The 17193-nt window shown below is 52.3% G+C and carries 12 protein-coding genes and 1 pseudogene; 3 read left to right on the top strand and 10 right to left on the bottom strand.

Features of this window, described 5'->3' with window-relative positions:
* Position 1: 1 nt before the first annotated feature.
* From J1C60_RS00450 to J1C60_RS00415, 8 genes are all read right to left on the bottom strand, one after another.
* Entirely contained in the window at positions 2 to 1000 is a 999-nt protein-coding gene (locus tag J1C60_RS00450) for an ABC transporter permease (RefSeq protein ID WP_128175096.1), read from the bottom strand.
* Complete coding sequence (locus tag J1C60_RS00445) at positions 997 to 2502, bottom strand: sugar ABC transporter ATP-binding protein (RefSeq protein WP_128175098.1); 1506 nt, start codon at positions 2500 to 2502, stop codon at positions 997 to 999. Before J1C60_RS00445 ends, J1C60_RS00450 begins: the two co-directional genes overlap by 4 nt.
* Before the next feature lie 315 nt (positions 2503 to 2817).
* Positions 2818 to 3435: a superoxide dismutase [Mn] gene (gene sodA / locus J1C60_RS00440; RefSeq protein ID WP_128175100.1), complete on the bottom strand. Its 618-nt coding sequence runs from the start codon at positions 3433 to 3435 to the stop codon at positions 2818 to 2820.
* Between the two features lie 170 nt (positions 3436 to 3605).
* Positions 3606 to 4946: an aspartate aminotransferase family protein gene (locus J1C60_RS00435; protein WP_128175101.1), complete on the bottom strand. Its 1341-nt coding sequence runs from the start codon at positions 4944 to 4946 to the stop codon at positions 3606 to 3608.
* A 322-nt stretch (positions 4947 to 5268) separates the two neighbouring features.
* Positions 5269 to 6222 (bottom strand): aminoimidazole riboside kinase, encoded by a 954-nt coding sequence (locus J1C60_RS00430; RefSeq protein WP_128175103.1) that lies wholly within the window; start codon positions 6220 to 6222, stop codon positions 5269 to 5271.
* A 26-nt stretch (positions 6223 to 6248) separates the two neighbouring features.
* Entirely contained in the window at positions 6249 to 7592 is a 1344-nt protein-coding gene (locus tag J1C60_RS00425; RefSeq protein WP_128175105.1) for a carbohydrate porin, read from the bottom strand.
* Between the two features lie 119 nt (positions 7593 to 7711).
* Positions 7712 to 9145, bottom strand: a complete 1434-nt coding sequence (locus J1C60_RS00420) for a glycoside hydrolase family 32 protein (protein WP_128175314.1) — start codon at positions 9143 to 9145, stop codon at positions 7712 to 7714.
* A gap of 18 nt (positions 9146 to 9163) precedes the next feature.
* A complete protein-coding gene (locus J1C60_RS00415) occupies positions 9164 to 10405 on the bottom strand; it encodes an MFS transporter (RefSeq protein WP_128175107.1) in 1242 nt (413 codons plus the stop codon).
* A gap of 243 nt (positions 10406 to 10648) precedes the next feature.
* Here J1C60_RS00415 and J1C60_RS00410 point away from each other — a divergent pair, with 243 nt between their 5' ends.
* Positions 10649 to 11644, top strand: a complete 996-nt coding sequence (locus J1C60_RS00410; RefSeq protein WP_128175109.1) for a LacI family DNA-binding transcriptional regulator — start codon at positions 10649 to 10651, stop codon at positions 11642 to 11644.
* A gap of 199 nt (positions 11645 to 11843) precedes the next feature.
* On the opposite strand, the pseudogene J1C60_RS00405 reads toward J1C60_RS00410, so the two are convergent.
* Positions 11844 to 12058, bottom strand: a pseudogene (locus tag J1C60_RS00405) (transposase); the annotation flags it as partial.
* Between the two features lie 175 nt (positions 12059 to 12233).
* Here J1C60_RS00405 and J1C60_RS00400 point away from each other — a divergent pair.
* Positions 12234 to 13010: a DeoR/GlpR family DNA-binding transcription regulator gene (locus J1C60_RS00400; RefSeq protein WP_128175111.1), complete on the top strand. Its 777-nt coding sequence runs from the start codon at positions 12234 to 12236 to the stop codon at positions 13008 to 13010.
* On the opposite strand, the gene fdhD is transcribed toward J1C60_RS00400, so the two are convergent.
* Positions 13011 to 13838, bottom strand: coding sequence for a formate dehydrogenase accessory sulfurtransferase FdhD (gene fdhD, locus J1C60_RS00395; protein ID WP_375139773.1), 828 nt, complete (start codon positions 13836 to 13838; stop codon positions 13011 to 13013).
* A 297-nt stretch (positions 13839 to 14135) separates the two neighbouring features.
* On the opposite strand from fdhD, the gene fdnG reads away from it, so the two are divergent.
* The gene (gene fdnG / locus J1C60_RS00390) at positions 14136 to 17183 is read left to right on the top strand and encodes a formate dehydrogenase-N subunit alpha (protein ID WP_164877258.1); all 3048 of its coding nucleotides are present in this window, start codon (positions 14136 to 14138) and stop codon (positions 17181 to 17183) included.
* Positions 17184 to 17193 lie beyond the last annotated feature (10 nt).

The raw sequence follows: 17193 nt of genomic DNA, 5'->3' as shown, positions 1-17193 counted from the left end.
ATTAACGGCGCTGGATATAAGTGATTGCCAGCGCAACTGCCAGCACTAACCCTTTAATAATGTCCATGGCATAGTAAGGGACGGAAAGCATTACCAGGCCGTTCTGCAACACACCAAGAATGACTGCACCAACCAGGGTGCCCAATGCGTTAGGTTTGCCAGAGCCTGCCAGCGACAGGCCGATCCACGCCGCCGCGACAGCATCCATCAGGTAACCCCCACCCGCATTCACCTGTGAAGAACCAATGCGTGAGGCCAGCAGAATCCCACCCAATCCCGCCAACAGTGAAGCGATAATATAAGCCGCAACCCGATAGCGTGTAGTACGAATGCCGGACAGACGTGCCGCTTCCGCATTTCCGCCAATGGCATACATGCGACGTCCATGTTTAGTTAGCGATAGACCCAATTGCGCGATCACCGTCACCACCAGCATAATAATGACGATTGTCGGAACCTGGCCCAACAGGGAGAAGTCCGCCGGAACCGTACCTTCAGCCATGTCACCGCTCGGCAATACCATATTTTCAGTAATGGATCCGCCAAAGCTGTAGGTCATTGCCACGCCCTGTACCACAAACAGGCTAGCTAGCGTAGCCAGCATATCCGGGATTTTCAGCACCACGATTAAAAACGCATTGAATAATCCCACCAGCGTGCAAAGCAACAGAGTGATAATAATCGCTCCGGATGTGCCAAAGCCGTACCAGACAAACAGGGAAATGACCAATGAGCAGGCCAGCGATGCAGTTGAACCCACCGACAGGTCGAATCCGCCAACGGTGAGTGAAACCGAGACGCCAATGGCAATCACCGTGACAATAGCGATAGAGCGCAAGATATTGATGATATTGTTCGTATCAAGAAAACTATCCGAGGCCAGACCAAAACCGGCGATCAACACTACAACTGTAAGTAACATGCCCCACTTATAAAGAAATTCAAAAATTTGGTGCCGCCCCAACGGCGCTGCTTTCAGGGACTGTTCTTTGCTGCTCAAGCCGGCGTTCCTCCGGTGGAATAGAGTAAAAGCGTTTCTTCGTCGGCGTTACAAGCATCCATCTCAGCGACAATACGGCCATCCCACAGCACACAAATGCGATCGCATAATCCCACCAATTCGGCAAATTCGCCGGAAGCGTAGATCACCCCCTTTCCCTGCCGGGCCAGCTTATCGATTAAAACAAAAAGATCGGTTTTCGCTTTGATATCAACCCCCTTAGTCGGCTCGTCAAAAATCAGAACATCAGCGTCATTGCGTAACCATTTGCCAATAGCGACTTTTTGTTGGTTTCCACCGGAAAGGCGACGCAGCGTCTGCTGCGGTCCCGTGGTACGGACACCAAGCTTACCGATAATCTCCTCGGCCCAGCGCCAGGCCTGCCGGTGGTTAAACAGCCCAAAGTGGGAGAAGCTGTTATCCGCGGTGATACTGAGATTCGTCGCGACTGATTCATCGATAAAAATCCCCTCTTTACGGCGCTCTTCCGGGACCAGTGCCAACCCTTGTTCGACTGATGCATGTGGCGATTGTGGCTTCCAGGGCTTACCGTGGAGCTCTCCGATCCTTATACGACTCGGGCTGGCACCAAACAACGCCTTGCATAACTCGGTTTTCCCCGCGCCAGCAAGTCCGGCGATCCCCAGGACCTCGCCTTTTCGTAGCGATAATGAGATATCCCGCAAAAGGGTATCGTCATGTAAGCCTTCAATACGCAACAGCGTTTCAGTGTATGGTTCAGCGCGGCGGGGAGGCCAGATATCCTCCAACTGATGTCCCAGCATTTTTTCAACGATCTGCTCGCCGCTCAAATTATCCATAGCGGTACTTTCAACCAGGCAACCATCCCGCAGCACCGTCAGCCGATCGCATATCGCTTTCAACTCATGAATACGGTGGGAGATAAATACCACGCCAATACCACTCTCTTTTAGTCGACGTACCACGCGAAACAGCCGTTCGCTTTCATATTGATCGAGCGGCGCAGTGGGTTCATCGAGGATCAGAAAACGGCAATGATGAGAAAGCGCACGAGCCAGCAAGATTTGCTGTTTCTCGGCCAGTGAACAGTTGTCGATACGGCGACGAACATCGATTTGCACCTCTAATTGTGCGAGCAATTCACGCGCCTGTTGGCGGACCTGCTTCCAGCGATACAGCTGCCCCTCTTCGGCGAGTCGGTCCAGCATAATGTTTTCCGCTACGCTCAACCCGGGGATCAGCGCAACATCCACCTCCTGCTGCACCAAATGAATGCCGAGCTGTTTAGCATCACGTGGGCTGTTTATCGCCACCGGTTCGCCATCCAGCAGGATATCACCGCGATAATCATGGTGGGCACCAGATAACACTGCCATCAGCGTCGATTTACCCGCACCATTTGCACCAGTTAGCGCATGGATAGAACCACCTTCAAGGGTGAAATCCACCTGCCTCAGTGCTGCAAACCCGCCAAAAGCGATGGAAATATCGTGCATTTCGAGGCGATTTAACGCGTCCATGGAAATGTCATCTCATGAAATTCAAAGATTGATTTGCCGCATTTTTATCGTAATTAACCAAGTGGGCAACGAACGAAAGGGTATAAGCTAACACAAAAAATTATTAGCCATCCAGACATCCATATAAGGCAGCGGAAGTACCTGCAATGCAAGCAGATAAGCAGAATGATTAGGGGAGGAAGCGTCGGTATGCAGAAGGCTGTGCTAATTTAGCGTTTATCTGTTCCTGCTTTATTATTCACGGCAGACGTAAAAAAACCGACGAAGCAAACCTCGTCGGTTTTTTATCACGAAAAATAACGTGATATCGAAATCTTATTTTGCCGCAGCAAAACGCGCAGCAGCTTCGTCCCAGTTAACCACTTCCCAGAACGCCTTGATATAATCAGGGCGTTTATTCTGGTATTTCAGGTAGTAAGCATGTTCCCATACGTCCAGGCCCACAATTGGGAAACCTGAAACACCAGAAATCGCCTCACCCATCAGTGGGCTGTCCTGGTTTGCGGTAGAGACCACTGCCAGTTTGTCGCCTTTCTTAACCAGCCACGCCCAGCCAGAACCAAAACGGGTCGCTGCTGCTTTCTCGAATTCAGCTTTGAACGCGTCAATGCTACCGAAATCTTTTTCGATCGCCGCTTTCAGGTCGCCCTGCAGCGTAGTGCCGGTTTTCAGACCTTTCCAGAAAAAGCTGTGGTTTGAGTGGCCACCCGCGTTGTTGCGCAGTACGGTTTTCTTATCCGCCGGAACCTGATCCAGTTTAGTAATCAGCTCGTCAACCGGCAGATCGGCGAATTCAGTACCTTCCAGTGCGGCATTCGCATTGTTGACATAGGTCTGATGGTGTTTAGTGTGATGGATTTCCATCGTCTGCTTGTCAAAATGCGGTTCCAGTGCGTCGTAGGCGTAAGGCAGGGATGGTAGTGAATAGCTCATGTTCATCATCTCCATTATCAGTAAAGCGGCACTCTGAGTTTGAGTTAGCACCGCGTAAGCAGTCGGATCATTATAGTTAAATAAATGTTCTTGCAAATGGTTATCAATGCCCTTCTTTTGCTAAGGTTATTTTTTAATCCGTCGTAACAGGATAGCCAGAGCAAACGGGATCAGGAAATTAACGCCGCCAGTGAGGCATCCAGCGCCCCCACCAGCCAGTCAATATCGTGCTGCTGGAAAGCCAGAGGCGGACGCAGTTTCAGCACATTGCCATAAGGTCCAGCGACTGACGTCAATACGCGCCTTTCACGCAGTTGTTCGGTCAGATCAAGCGCTAATGCTTTGTCCGGCGTTTTGGACTCGCGGTCTTTCACTAGCTCAAAACCAATGAATAACCCCGCTCCACGTACATCACCAATACATTCATATTTATCCATCAGCGTGCGAAGTTCTGCCAACAGTGCCGCCCCCACCACGCGGCTATGTTCCTGTAATTGTTCCTGTTTAATCACCGTCAGCACAGCCTGTGCGGCGGCCATAGCGACAGGATTCCCCCCAAAGGTATTAAAATAAGGGATCGCATCGCTGAAGGCGGACAGAACGTGGCTTTTCGCCAGAAGACCTGAAACCGGAATGCCATTACCCATCGGTTTGCCGGTGGTCACAATGTCCGGCACTACGCCATGACGAGCAAAGCCCCAGAATGCCTCGCCCGTTCGGGCAAATCCTGGCTGTACTTCATCGGCAATAAAAATACCGCCATTGCGGTGTACTACGTCGATAGCGGGCTGCAGAAACCCTTTAGGTCCGGGCAGCACGCCATCGGAAGAGAAGATCGAGTCCGCAAGAAAGCCCGCAAATTTAATGCCATGCGCCGCCATATCATCAATCTGTTTCTGAATTTCACGCGCAAACCATTCACCCAGATCGGGCGCTTCTACGCGATAGCGATCCGGCGATAGCACCAGACGCGTTGTCGCCGCCAGCGCCTGGCCACTTCCCAACGCGGGCGAAGCCCCGGACGTCAAATCACTGGTTCCGTGATAGGCTTCCTGGCTGACGATAATGCCGGTACCGCCGCTGTAAGCACGCGCCACGCGGATCGCCAGATCATTGGCTTCTGAACCGGTACACATATACATCGCCCGATCGATTTCAGTAGGTAAGGTCGTCAGTAGCTCATCCGTATAATCAAGAATGCGCTCATGGAGGTAGCGGGTATGGGTATTCAGCATACTCATCTGCTGCTGTACCGCTTCGGTAACCGCGGGATGACAATGACCAATACTGGCGACGTTGTTGTAAACATCCAGATACTTCTCTCCGGCGGCATCCCATAAATACTGGCCCTCACCCCGCACCAGATGCACCGGCCGGCGGTAAAACAGCCGATAGGATTCGCCCAGCACTTTGCTGCGCTTATCCGTCAGTTTGCGTGTGTCACTGTCCAACGCATCGGCGTGTTCCGCACGAAAACTATTGGTATCCATGATGGTAGAACGTGTTGCCATGATCACTCCCGTTACGAGATAAGGCGCAAAAAATGCATTACGTAGCTGATGTGCTCATCATGGAGGAATGCGCTAAAAATGCAATAAAATACACATATGCAATAAAATACAATCTTTGCCGACTGTCCCATCCTGAAGACGCTCAATTCAAAAGCCTGTCGCCGGACAATTGAGGGTGATTACGTCCAGCTATCAAGTGGCATCAGGACATGGGGAGCCGCTAACAGATAAAGGGCAACCTGATTTACTCAAATAAGTAAGCATTGACATGTTGGGCACTCAGGGAGCCGTACAAGGCACCCCATTTTTCATAGCCTGCGGGCTAGCATATTTCCTCTATATCAAACAGCAGCGCCTGTGCTAATTCCCTGAACGCCAGTACGCCCTGCGCATCAGGCAACGCGGCCAGCGCACCTTTCGCAGTGGTTGCCAGTGCGCCACAGGCACTGGCTTGCGTCATGGCCTGCTTGAGCTGTGCCAGTTCACCTAACGTATTACCTTGTGCCAGGCTTGCCAGTAGCCCTGCCATAAAAGCATCGCCAGCACCGGTTGTATCCAGACTTTCAACATTAAACGCGCTCACCTGAACCCTCTGCTCCTGCCATAGCACTATCGCCCCGTCAGAGCCGCATGTCACAACCTTCAGACGTGACGGATAGTCGCGTATGATACTCAGCGCTTTTTCATACTGCGTGGTGCCAACTAACCAGTACAGTTCCTCCAGCGAAAGCTTGAGAATATCGGCCTGTTGTGCAAAATGACGTACAGTCTCTGACATTTCCTGCGCATCCGGCCACATCTGCGCACGCAGATTGATATCAAAGCTCAACAAACCTCCACGCTGTTTGATGCGGCTTATCGCACGTACCAGCGTTTCGCGGCAGGTCGGTGCGACCAGAGCCAGCGAGCAAAAATGCAAAATATCGTTACGAAACTCCGGGAGATTGTCTGCGGTCAAAAACTGGTCGGCTGAAGACGCGACCAGGAAGGTAAAACTGCGATCGCCCTCATCCCCGAGTGAAACCAGCACCGTGCTGGTACGGTGTTGCGTATCAAACTGCATATGCTGCGTATCAACGCCCTGCTCTGCCAACGTGTTCCGCAGAAAATGACCGAACGGATCATCGCCCGTTCTACCGATAAATCCGCAATCACACCCCAGGCGCGCTGCTCCGACGGCGACATTCACTGGCGCACCGCCCGCACAAGCGGTGTACTGCATATTCCCATGCGGTAACAAGTCAATCACCGCATCTCCTAATGTCCAGATTTTCATAAACGCCCTTTGATATAAATAAACAATCAGAACAGATATTTGAAGCGAACCCGCCCGCCGTAGCGTTCGTCGTTACGGCCAGTCTGCGTCGCCGATGAATCCATCCATGAAGCGTAAGCCCCGAGGTAAATATTAAAATTGGGCATATCCATGATGTTCGGCAGTTGCCATGAAGTATGGAGAGTGTGAATGTCGTAGCGGCCCGGCGCGAGGATCATGCAGTCACTGTCACAATTGGCGCTTATACCTTTCATATTGAACTGGTCGATGTTGTTATGCGCGTAGATATAGCCCAGCTCGATGCGGCGCCATAACGCATTGATGCCAACGCTGAAGTCTTTTTCGTCTACCGCATCAAGGTAGGCCGTACTCACATTAACCACCGAGCCGTTTTCTGCATCGGCTCTGAGCGTATTCCAGCTCATGGTCATACCATAACCGTTGCGGTTAGACCGATCGTGGAAGCGGCCATTCTCCGACTGTTCGCCGTAGGCGTTATTCACCAGATTGCTCTCCAGCGCGGCGGCTACCGACCACGGACCGGACTGCCACGCAGCCACCGGGCGCATATACACCACGTTTTTACGATTATTCAGCGCGTTGCCGTGATAACGCTGATCGACGAATAGCGAACTGCCATCCTCAACCAGCGTATTAACCTCGAAATACCAGTTACCACTATTTTTACTGACCAGAAAATTTCCACCGCTGTTGCTGCGCCCACGCCCCTCTTTCATCATGTAGATATAGCCGTACCCATCGCTATAAAGGTCGTTAGCGGTATTACCGGAATACTCAATAAAGGTATCCTGATTCAGTGGGAACATATCCCAGGCCTCGAAACGGCCAATTTTAATTTTCCAGTCATCCTGCTGGCCAAAGAAAAAAGCCGCGTCGTCGAGATTCATTTTACCGTTCATGTCCGCCAGCGGCTGCACGCTAAAACCTGTATATTTCCCGTTTTCACTCTTTCGTATTCCATCAAAACCAAGAAGAATTCGTCCATTAATATCCCAGCGTTCTTTCTGTCCTGGCGTCCAGTTTTTATTGGCGCTGGTTTTAAGAGATGTCAGTCCACCGGTGCGGCTGGCACTATCCATATTAAATTCAACATCACCATAGAATTTTAATTCGTCAGTATGATTAACCTGTAGTGTGTTTTTTGCTGGCGCAGGGCTGACAGCCATATGGGATATCTGTTGCTGTTTTAACGTCTGAATCTCTGCTTCCGCTCTGGCGGCACGCGCTTCAGTGGCTTTCAGTCGGTTTTCAATCTGTGCCAGTTGATCTTCAAGAGAAAGTTTATCCTGCGCACAGACCACGCTGCTGAATACAGACGTCAACATACATCCGACCCAGATTATTTTCATCGAGAAACCTTTTTATTATTGCGTTAACCAATCATTAATCAGGTAGAGGACAAAGCGGTAATTAGGGCAGTAATAACCTGCCTGTCACTGAGACAGGTTATTCACAATGCATCTTTTAATTATTTAAGCTGCCAGGCTCCGCCATCAGATAATGACGCATAACCGCTCCAGGCAAATAAACCTAATTCCCGGCGTTCCGTGTCCGGATATATCCGACTGCTGAGGCACGCCTCGCCATCGTTTACAAATACCTCAATAGATGAGCTATCAATAAACAGACGCAGATGCAGATCGCGATCGAGGGTGACGGGCACGCTGCGTGTTCCACATAAACCATGGTGCGGATAGTGACGTTCCAGCACCAGGCGCTGCATCTGGGCATCGATATATACCCGCAAACCGTCACCCAGACTCAAGCCATACTGTTCGGCGTTGCTGTCAGCGCTTTTCCAGTTGAGCACCACTTCCATGGCCACAGCGTTTTCCACCACGTTAATCTGCTGGTTGTTCAACGAGCTGACCGGCCACGGGAACCATGCCTGACGCAGACTTTCCACCTCTTTAGCTGGACGCATTTGCAGGCGGTTGTCCACACCCAAACTCAACTCGCGCGGCAGTGACAGCATCCCTGCCCAGCCGTCCTGTTGCTCGGGTAACGGTGATTCCCACATATCCAGCCAGCCAATCACGATGCGCCGTCCATCCGGAGTCAGGAAGCTCTGCGGCGCGTAAAAGTCATGCCCGTGATCCATTTCGACAAACTCACCACTGCGGATAAAAGGTTGGCAAGGCTGCCAGTCACCCACCAGATAACCACTCTGGAACAGATTGCGATTTTTGAAGCGGTGTGCGGTCATACCCTGCGGAGAGAACATCAGCACGCGCTTGTCTCCTAAGTTGAAGAAGTCCGGACACTCCCACATGAACCCCATCCCGGTCTCCGCTTCATCGAGGATCCCGCCATACACCCACTGGCGCAGATCCGCAGAGCAATACAGACGTACTTGCCCGGTGTTGCCCGTCCGGGCGCCAACGACCATGTACCAGTTAGCCCCCTCACGCCAGACCTTCGGATCACGGAAATGATGAATGCCCGGCGGCGTATCCACAACAATGCCCTGCCGCTCAAAGTGAATGCCATCGCGGCTGGTTGCCATGCACTGAACCTGATAGAGATTGTCTTCATTATCAGTATCGCCATGGAATTTATGTCCGGTGTAAATCAGCACCAGCGTGTCGCCATCCACCACCGCCGAACCGGAAAAACAACCGTCTTTATCCTCCGGCCCTTCCGGCGCGATCGCCACCGGCAAATGTTCCCAGTGCACAAGGTCCTGACTGCGCGCATGCCCCCAGTGCATCGGCCCCCATTCGGGGGAGTACGGATGGTGCTGGTAAAACGCATGATACCAACCGTCGAACCACACCAGTCCGTTGGGATCGTTCATCCAGCCTGCTCTGGCGGCGAGATGGTAGCGCGGATACCAGCGCAGGTTGAGCGCCTCGCGCTTCGTTTTCAGTTCCTGTTCAGCGTCAGCTATTAAGTTGGTCATCATCTTCACTCTTTTCATTCAGGTCGCGGAAAATTGAGGCACTTGCGGATTCGCCGGTTGGTTATCGGATCGCAGTAAAAACATCGAGATTAAGGTGATGCCAAACACCTGCAATCCCATAAACAGATAGGTTTCGGGGAAGCCATATTTTTCATAGCTGTAGCCTGCCAACGGCGACAGCACAGAGGCGATGACCGAGCTGGTGCAGGCGAAGCCCACCATATAAAGTGTGGATGACAGGCGCTTATCAAAATTCAGGCTGTTGTATTTGAAGATGGCGACCAGAAGCACAGGCAGTTCGACGGCGTGGAGCAGTTTGGTAATCGAGATCAGCACGGGACCTTCCACCAGCCCGGAGGCGATCATACGCATCGCCATAACCATCCCGGCGAATATCAGGCCATTTTTAGCCCCAACGCGATTCACCAGCCACGGAGCGCAAAACATACCGCCGGCTTCGAGGAACACCTGAAATGAATTCAGATAGCCGTACATTGCGTTGCCTTCCTGCGGTGTGGCAAATTGCGATGAGAAGTAGACGGGGAATTGCTGGTCGTACACGCTGTAAATACAGGTGCCGACGACAAAGAACACCAGCGCCCAGAAGCGTGGCAGATTCAGCAAACGCAGTGCGTCCTGTAACGTCACTTTACCGCCCGACACCGCTTCCTGCATGGCATGGGAAGCAGATGAGACCCGCAGCCGTGCCAGCAGAACCAGGAACACCAGACCGGAGCCGCTGGCCACCGCGAAGTTCAACTTCGGATCAACATTAAACAGCATACCGGCAAAGAACGTCGCCACCGCCCAGCCCAACGATCCCCACATCCGCGCTCTGCCAAACTCAAACTGGCTCTGACGTGCCACACGCTCGGTGTAGGATTCCAGCACGCCGATGCCCCCGTTAAAAGTCAGGCCGATAAAGATACCGCCAAATACACTGCCCAGCAGGATGTTGATCTTCAGCAAATGGCCGAATAGCAGATAGGCAGGGCCGGAGAGGATCAGCATCGCAGTCAAATACCACAGCAGATGCTTACGTAAGCCGAGTTTGTCCTGAATAAAGCCGTAACAGATCTGCGCAAACAGAGCCGAGACAGACAGCACCGCGAAAATAATCCCTGTATCCCCTGCTTTCAGCCCAACATCCTGGTGTAACCAGATGGAAAGCAGTGAGCTTGAGGAGGACCAGGTAACAAAAAAGAAAAACAACAAAGCGCTGAGTATCGGGTAGCTGTGAGAACGACGAACTTTCATCATGCAGATCTCATTTCGGAGTAATGATTAAATGTTAACGTTAACAAAAATAGTGCTCATGCCATTTTGCTAAGATTTATGATGTTAATCACAAAGGTTAACGTTAACATTGAAAAGATGAGATCATGATCAAACTTTCTGGCTAACGCCTCGCGACACGCCGGTAAAAGAACTGCGTATGATCCTTTTACATCAGCAAGTTGGTTATACTGCCCTGAGCAACGCGGTAAGGATGGAATAAGACAAATGGCCTCCCTGAAAGATGTGGCAAGACTGGCAAACGTTTCGCTGATGACCGTGTCCCGCGCATTGAACAGCCCGGAGCGGTTGAAACCAGAAACCCTGGCTCGCGTGCAACGGGCAATCGAGCAGACTCATTACGTGCCGGATCTGTCTGCAAAGAAGATCCGTGGCGCCCATGCCTCCCCCAGCACCATTGGCGTGCTGGCGCTGGATACCGTGACGACGCCTTTCTCGGTTGAAATCACGCTCTCCATTGAAGAAACCGCCCGTGCCCATGGCTGGAACAGTTTTGTCGTCAACATGTTTTCTGACGATAGCCCGGAAACGATGGTCGATCTGCTGCTCTCCCACCGTCCGGACGGCATTATCTATACCACAATGGGTTTGCGTCAGGTGCCATTACCCGCCAAACTGCTGACCCTGCCTTGCGTGCTGGCTAACTGTGAAAGCCTCAACCATCCCGTAGCGAGCTACATCCCGGATGATGAGCAAGGCCAGTACACCGCGGTTAAGGCACTGCTGGCCGCGGGATACCGTCGTCCACTCTGCCTGCACTTACCCGAGAAGCATCTGGCGACCATTCGTCGCTATCAGGGGCTGGAGCGCGCCTGCCGCGAGGCCGGGATTGATTCAGGCACGTTCGACCATATTTATATGGAGTTTGGCGATGAGCACTACCGTGATATGCCCGCCCTGCTGCTGGCGCACATGCACCATAGCAAACCGCTGTTCGACTCAGTGATCTGCGGTAACGATCGCATTGCATTTATGGTGTATCAGACTCTGTTGGGACAGGGATTGCACATTCCGCAGGACGTTGCGGTGGTGGGCTATGACAATATGGTGGGCATCGGCGATCTGTTCTTGCCGCCGCTATCAACGGTACAGCTGCCACATTATGAAATCGGCCGCCTGAGCGCACTGCATATCATCAATCAGAAAACGCACAGCGATATCATTCGCGTCGAAAGCCCGCTATTGCTGCGCGAATCAATCTAAAGATACGCAGCCGGCAGGTCTGTTCTGGAACACGCAGATAAACCCTGCGGCCTGACCAGGTATATCGGCTTTGTTAAATAAATCAGATTCTGGATAAGTCTCCCCGTAACGGGGAGGCTGTCAGGCGATGTGCGCGCTTTCGGGTATACCTGCCGTTGTCGTTTTATTCAGCGTGCTGGCCATGGTCAGCGCCGTCACCCAAGGGCAGCCGGAAGTCGCGCTTAATCATCAGGACCATCCGTCATGACAGCGAGGTCAGAATAGTGCTGCAGTCTTCCCCCATGATGAGGGCGTTGCTGTTTCATACCATGTCTGAATGGCTTCATCCTCCAGCCAGACAGTTATGGAGCCGTGGTTGATAAGAGCCTGGTTGTAAATGCGCCAGTTGGTAATTCTGGACTTCTGCTTTACCACGGGATTGCCTGTCTTGTCAGGATGATGTGTGATCTGATCCTGTCATTGCGTAAAAGTTCGATTTATTCAACAAAGCCTCTGTTTGGTCGTAAACTTGCGGAGCGGAACAAGATTGAGAGGGCCGTAAACGCGGCCGAAAATAACGGATAAAGGTTTCAGTACAAAGGACATCAATATGCTGCAGGAAAAGCGTTTACATCGCATCCGGGCACTGCTCGCCACGCTCAGCCAGGTGAGTACAGAACGTATCATTAAAGAGCTTGGCGTTTCCCGCGAAACCGCAAGGCGAGACATTATTGAACTGGCTGCGCAAGGTCTGGCACGACGCGTACACGGCGGACTGGTTGCCATCGATACGCAACCCGAGCCGCCACTCACTATCCGTAATACCGTACGGGCAAAAGAAAAACGGGCAATTGCCCGCGCGGCTGTACGCCTGCTATCGCCAGGCCAAACGCTATTTCTTGACGCAGGTAGCACCACCACAATGTTAGCGGATGAGCTGCGTTCCATGTCTGGCTTGACGATCATCACCAATAGTCTGAACGCGGCACTCAAGCTTAGCGCCGCGGAAGAGTATGAGGCATTGAATAACGAGGTGATTTTATTGGGCGGCAGTATGATGTCAGGCGCGTCTCAGACGCGCGGCGATCTTACGGTAAATGAAATTCATCGCTATCGGGCAGACATTGCGCTGCTGTCGCCGGTTGGTATCGACAGTCAAAATGGCGCAACCAGCTTTCATCTTCATGAAGCGGCCATTGCTCAGGCGATGGTCAGGCAGTCGGCACAACGAATATTGCTGGCGGATTACAGTAAACTCGGGATCACCAGCCGCATGGCCTATGCGGCATGCACCGAAATCAATGTGCTGGTAACCGATTGTGGTGCAATAAAACAGCCTGCGTTCGCCCTGCTACAGAAGCGATTGCCAAAAGTTATTGTCGGATAGCTATCCAATCAGACGCTGCGGATGGGTATAAACAGTGGCACGCCCCGGCTTGCTGAAGCCCACCAGCGTCAGGTTGCTGCGTTCAGCAACCTCAACGGCTAATCGGGTTGCCGCAGAAACAGCAAACAAGATCTCCACGCCGCAGATCGCCGATTTCTGTACCATCTCATAGCTAGCCCGACTGGAAACCAGTACCGCACCTTGTTGCCACGCATTCTGGCTGCGATAACCGAGCAGCTTATCCAGCGCGACGTGTCGTCCTACATCTTCATAGCCGCCGCTTAGCTGCCCGCCTGGTGCTATCCAGGCCGCAGCATGTGTACAGCCCGTTAGCTGTCCTACAGGCTGAAAATCTTTTAGCTGGTGCAACGCACTATCAAGATTATCCAGGTGAAACGTCTGTGTGAACGCCAGTGGCGCAATGGGTTTACCGATCTCATTAAGCTGTTCGACGCCACATACGCCGCACCCCGTTCGACCCGCCATCGCGCGACGACGCTCTTTCAGCCCCATAAAACGTCTGCTGGAAAGTTCAATCTGCACTTCAATGCCGTCACATGACGGAACGACATCTATGCCAAAGATATCCTGTGGTGAATCGATAATGCCTTCCGACAGCGAAAATCCTATCGCAAACGCTTCAAGATCCTTTGGTGTTGCCATCATTACTACATGTGAAATGCCGTTATAAACCAGCGCAACCGGCATTTCATCCGCCAACCAGTCCGCTTGTTCCTCCTGCAAAGCTGGTCGTTGCCATATCCGTGCCTGACTTATTCCTGCGATGTCGCTCACATTTTGGGCCGTTCCCTGCATCTTGTTTTTCACTTTTCAGCCACCTTACAGAAACAACCGTACGAAACTAATGGTATTATCAGTCGCGTTTTTTCGACGGCTACCGCATAATTTTGGACCGGTGACTGCCGCAGCGCAAAATAATTTGTCGCGATTAGGCAGCAAACGCCGGTAGAAAAAGCGTACGTCAGACGTAATATACCGGCGACGTGAAGGTATAAAGGGCGCACGCCCAAATAAAACGATCGCCCTGTGCCGCAAGACGATAGAGCATCATGCCTGTCGGGTTGTGGCCAATGGGTTTGAACAATGTCGAAATCAGGATTCCCCATGCAACTAAGCAGACGTAAGTTTTTTAAAGTTTGCGCGGGCGGTATGGCAGGAACAACGGCGGCGCTACTCGGCTTTACGCCTGAAGTCGCGCTCGCGGAAACACGGCAATATAAATTGCTGCGCGCCCGTGAAACCCGTAATACCTGTACTTACTGCTCGGTCGGCTGCGGACTGTTAATGTACAGCCTCGGCGATGGCGCAAGAAATGCAAAAGAAACCATCTTCCATATCGAAGGTGACCCGGATCATCCAGTAAGCCGTGGTGCACTTTGCCCGAAAGGGGCTGGCCTGCTCGATTTTGTCCACAGCGAAAGCCGCCTGAAATACCCGGAATATCGCGCGCCAGGCTCCGATCAATGGCAGCGTATCAGTTGGGATGATGCTTTCACGCGGATTGCTAAGTTGATGAAAGCTGACCGCGACGCCAATTTTATCGCACAGAATGATGCGGGCGTAACGGTAAACCGCTGGCTGAGTACAGGTATGCTGTGCGCTTCCGCTTCCAGTAATGAAACGGGTTATTTATCCCAAAAATTTTCGCGTTCGCTCGGCATGCTTGCCGTCGATAACCAGGCGCGCGTCTGACACGGACCAACGGTAGCAAGTCTTGCTCCAACATTTGGTCGCGGTGCGATGACCAACCACTGGGTTGACATCCGAAATGCGAACCTGATCATCGTTATGGGCGGTAATGCGGCAGAAGCGCATCCGGTGGGTTTCCGCTGGGCGATGGAAGCCAAAATCCATAACAAGGCTAAATTAATTGTCATCGATCCACGCTTTACGCGTACTGCATCGGTGGCGGACTTCTATACGCCAATTCGTTCCGGTACTGACATCGCCTTTTTGTCAGGCGTTCTGCTGTATCTGATCACCAACAATAAAATTAACCGTGAATATGTCGAGGCTTATACTAACGCCAGCCTGATCGTGCGTGAAGATTATGGCTTTGACGATGGCTTATTCAGCGGTTACGACGAATCCCAACGTAGTTATGATAAAACCAGCTGGAACTACGAGCTGGATGAAAATGGCTACGCCAAACGAGATACCACGCTAACCCATCCGCGCTGCGTATGGAATATGCTAAAAACACACGTCAGCCGCTATACGCCGGACGTGGTCAGTAATATTTGCGGTACGCCACAGGCCGACTTCCTCAAGGTATGTGAGCTGCTGGCAGAAACCAGCGTGCACGACCGCACTGCATCGTTCCTGTATGCACTAGGCTGGACACAGCACTCCATCGGTGCGCAAAACATCCGTACTATGGCGATGATCCAGCTGCTGCTTGGCAATATGGGGATGGCGGGCGGTGGTATTAATGCGCTGCGTGGCCACTCTAATATTCAAGGGTTGACCGATCTCGGTCTGCTGTCACAAAGCCTGCCAGGCTATATGACGCTACCGTCGGAAAAACAAACCACGCTGGAAACCTATCTCGCGGCCAATACGCCTAAACCGACATTACCAGGCCAGGTAAACTACTGGGGAAATTATCCCAAGTTTTTTATCAGCATGATGAAAGCGTTCTTCGGTGATAAAGCGCAGAAAGAAAATAACTGGGGCTTTGACTGGCTGCCGAAATGGGACAAAAGCTACGACGTCCTGCAGTACTTCGAGATGATGTCGCAAGGCAAGGTTAATGGCTATCTTTGCCAGGGCTTTAATCCCGTCGCCTCTTTCCCTAACAAGGCGAAGGTGATTGCGTCGCTGTCGAAACTGAAGTTCTTAGTGACGATCGATCCGCTCAACACCGAAACCTCAACCTTCTGGCAGAACCACGGCGAATTTAACGACGTTGATCCGTCACAAATACAGACGGAGGTATTCCGCCTGCCGTCCACCTGCTTCGCAGAGGAGAATGGTTCCATCGTTAACTCCGCGCGCTGGCTACAGTGGCACTGGAAAGGGCAAGATGCGCCGGGCGAAGCGCTCAATGACGGTGAGATCCTGTCAGGCATCTATTCGCGTATGCGTGAGATGTATGCGCGTGAAGGCGGAGCTGTGCCAGAACAGGTGCTGAATATGACCTGGGATTATCTGACACCGGAAAACCCCGCCTCAGAAGAAGTGGCGATGGAGAGCAACGGTAAAGCGCTGGCCGATATTCTGGATGACAAGGGTAACGTGCTGGTGAAAAAAGGCCAGCAGTTGAGTACCTTTGCCCATCTGCGTGATGATGGTACCACCGCCAGTGGTTGCTGGATTTTTGCAGGTAGCTGGACGCCTCAGGGCAACCAGATGGCCAGACGTGACAATACCGATCCATCAGGCCTGGGCAATACTCTTAACTGGACATGGGCATGGCCGCTGAATCGCCGCATCCTCTACAACCGCGCTTCGGCAGACCAGCAAGGAAAACCGTGGGACCCTAAACGCGAGCTACTGCATTGGGATGGTGCCAAATGGGATGGGCAAGATATCCCTGACTACAGCACTGCCGCACCAGGAAGTGATGTTGGCCCCTTCATTATGCAGCCGGAAGGGATGGGGCGCCTGTTCGCGATTGATAAAATGGCGGAAGGGCCGTTCCCGGAACATTACGAGCCGTTTGAAACACCGCTGGGAACCAACCCGCTGCATCCTAATGTCGTTTCGAATCCGGCCGCGCGTATCTTCGAAAGCGATCGGCAATCGATGGGTAAAGCGGAGCAGTTCCCGTATGTCGGCACCACCTACCGTCTGACAGAGCATTTCCACTTCTGGACGAAGCACGCGTTGCTGAATGCTATCGCACAGCCGGAACAGTTTGTGGAAATTGGTGAGAAGCTGGCAAACAAACTGGGCATTGTTCAGGGCGATACGGTGAAGGTGAGCTCGAAGCGTGGCTATATTAAAGCCAAAGCGGTGGTCACCAAGCGTATTCGCACGCTGGATGTGCATGGTAAGCAGGTTGACACCATCGGTATCCCGATTCACTGGGGCTATCAGGGCGTGGCGAAGAAGGGGTTTATCGCTAATACCCTCACGCCATTCGTCGGCGACGCCAATACGCAAACGCCAGAGTTTAAGGCGTTCCTGGTTAACGTGGAAAAAGTGTAGCGGAGATTTA

The organism is [Pantoea] beijingensis, assembly GCF_022647505.1.
In the GTDB taxonomy this organism is placed as follows: Bacteria; Pseudomonadota; Gammaproteobacteria; order Enterobacterales; family Enterobacteriaceae; genus Erwinia; species Erwinia beijingensis.
The sequence above is the reverse complement of the archived record's forward strand: the minus strand, read 5'-3'. Positions and strand labels throughout refer to the sequence as shown.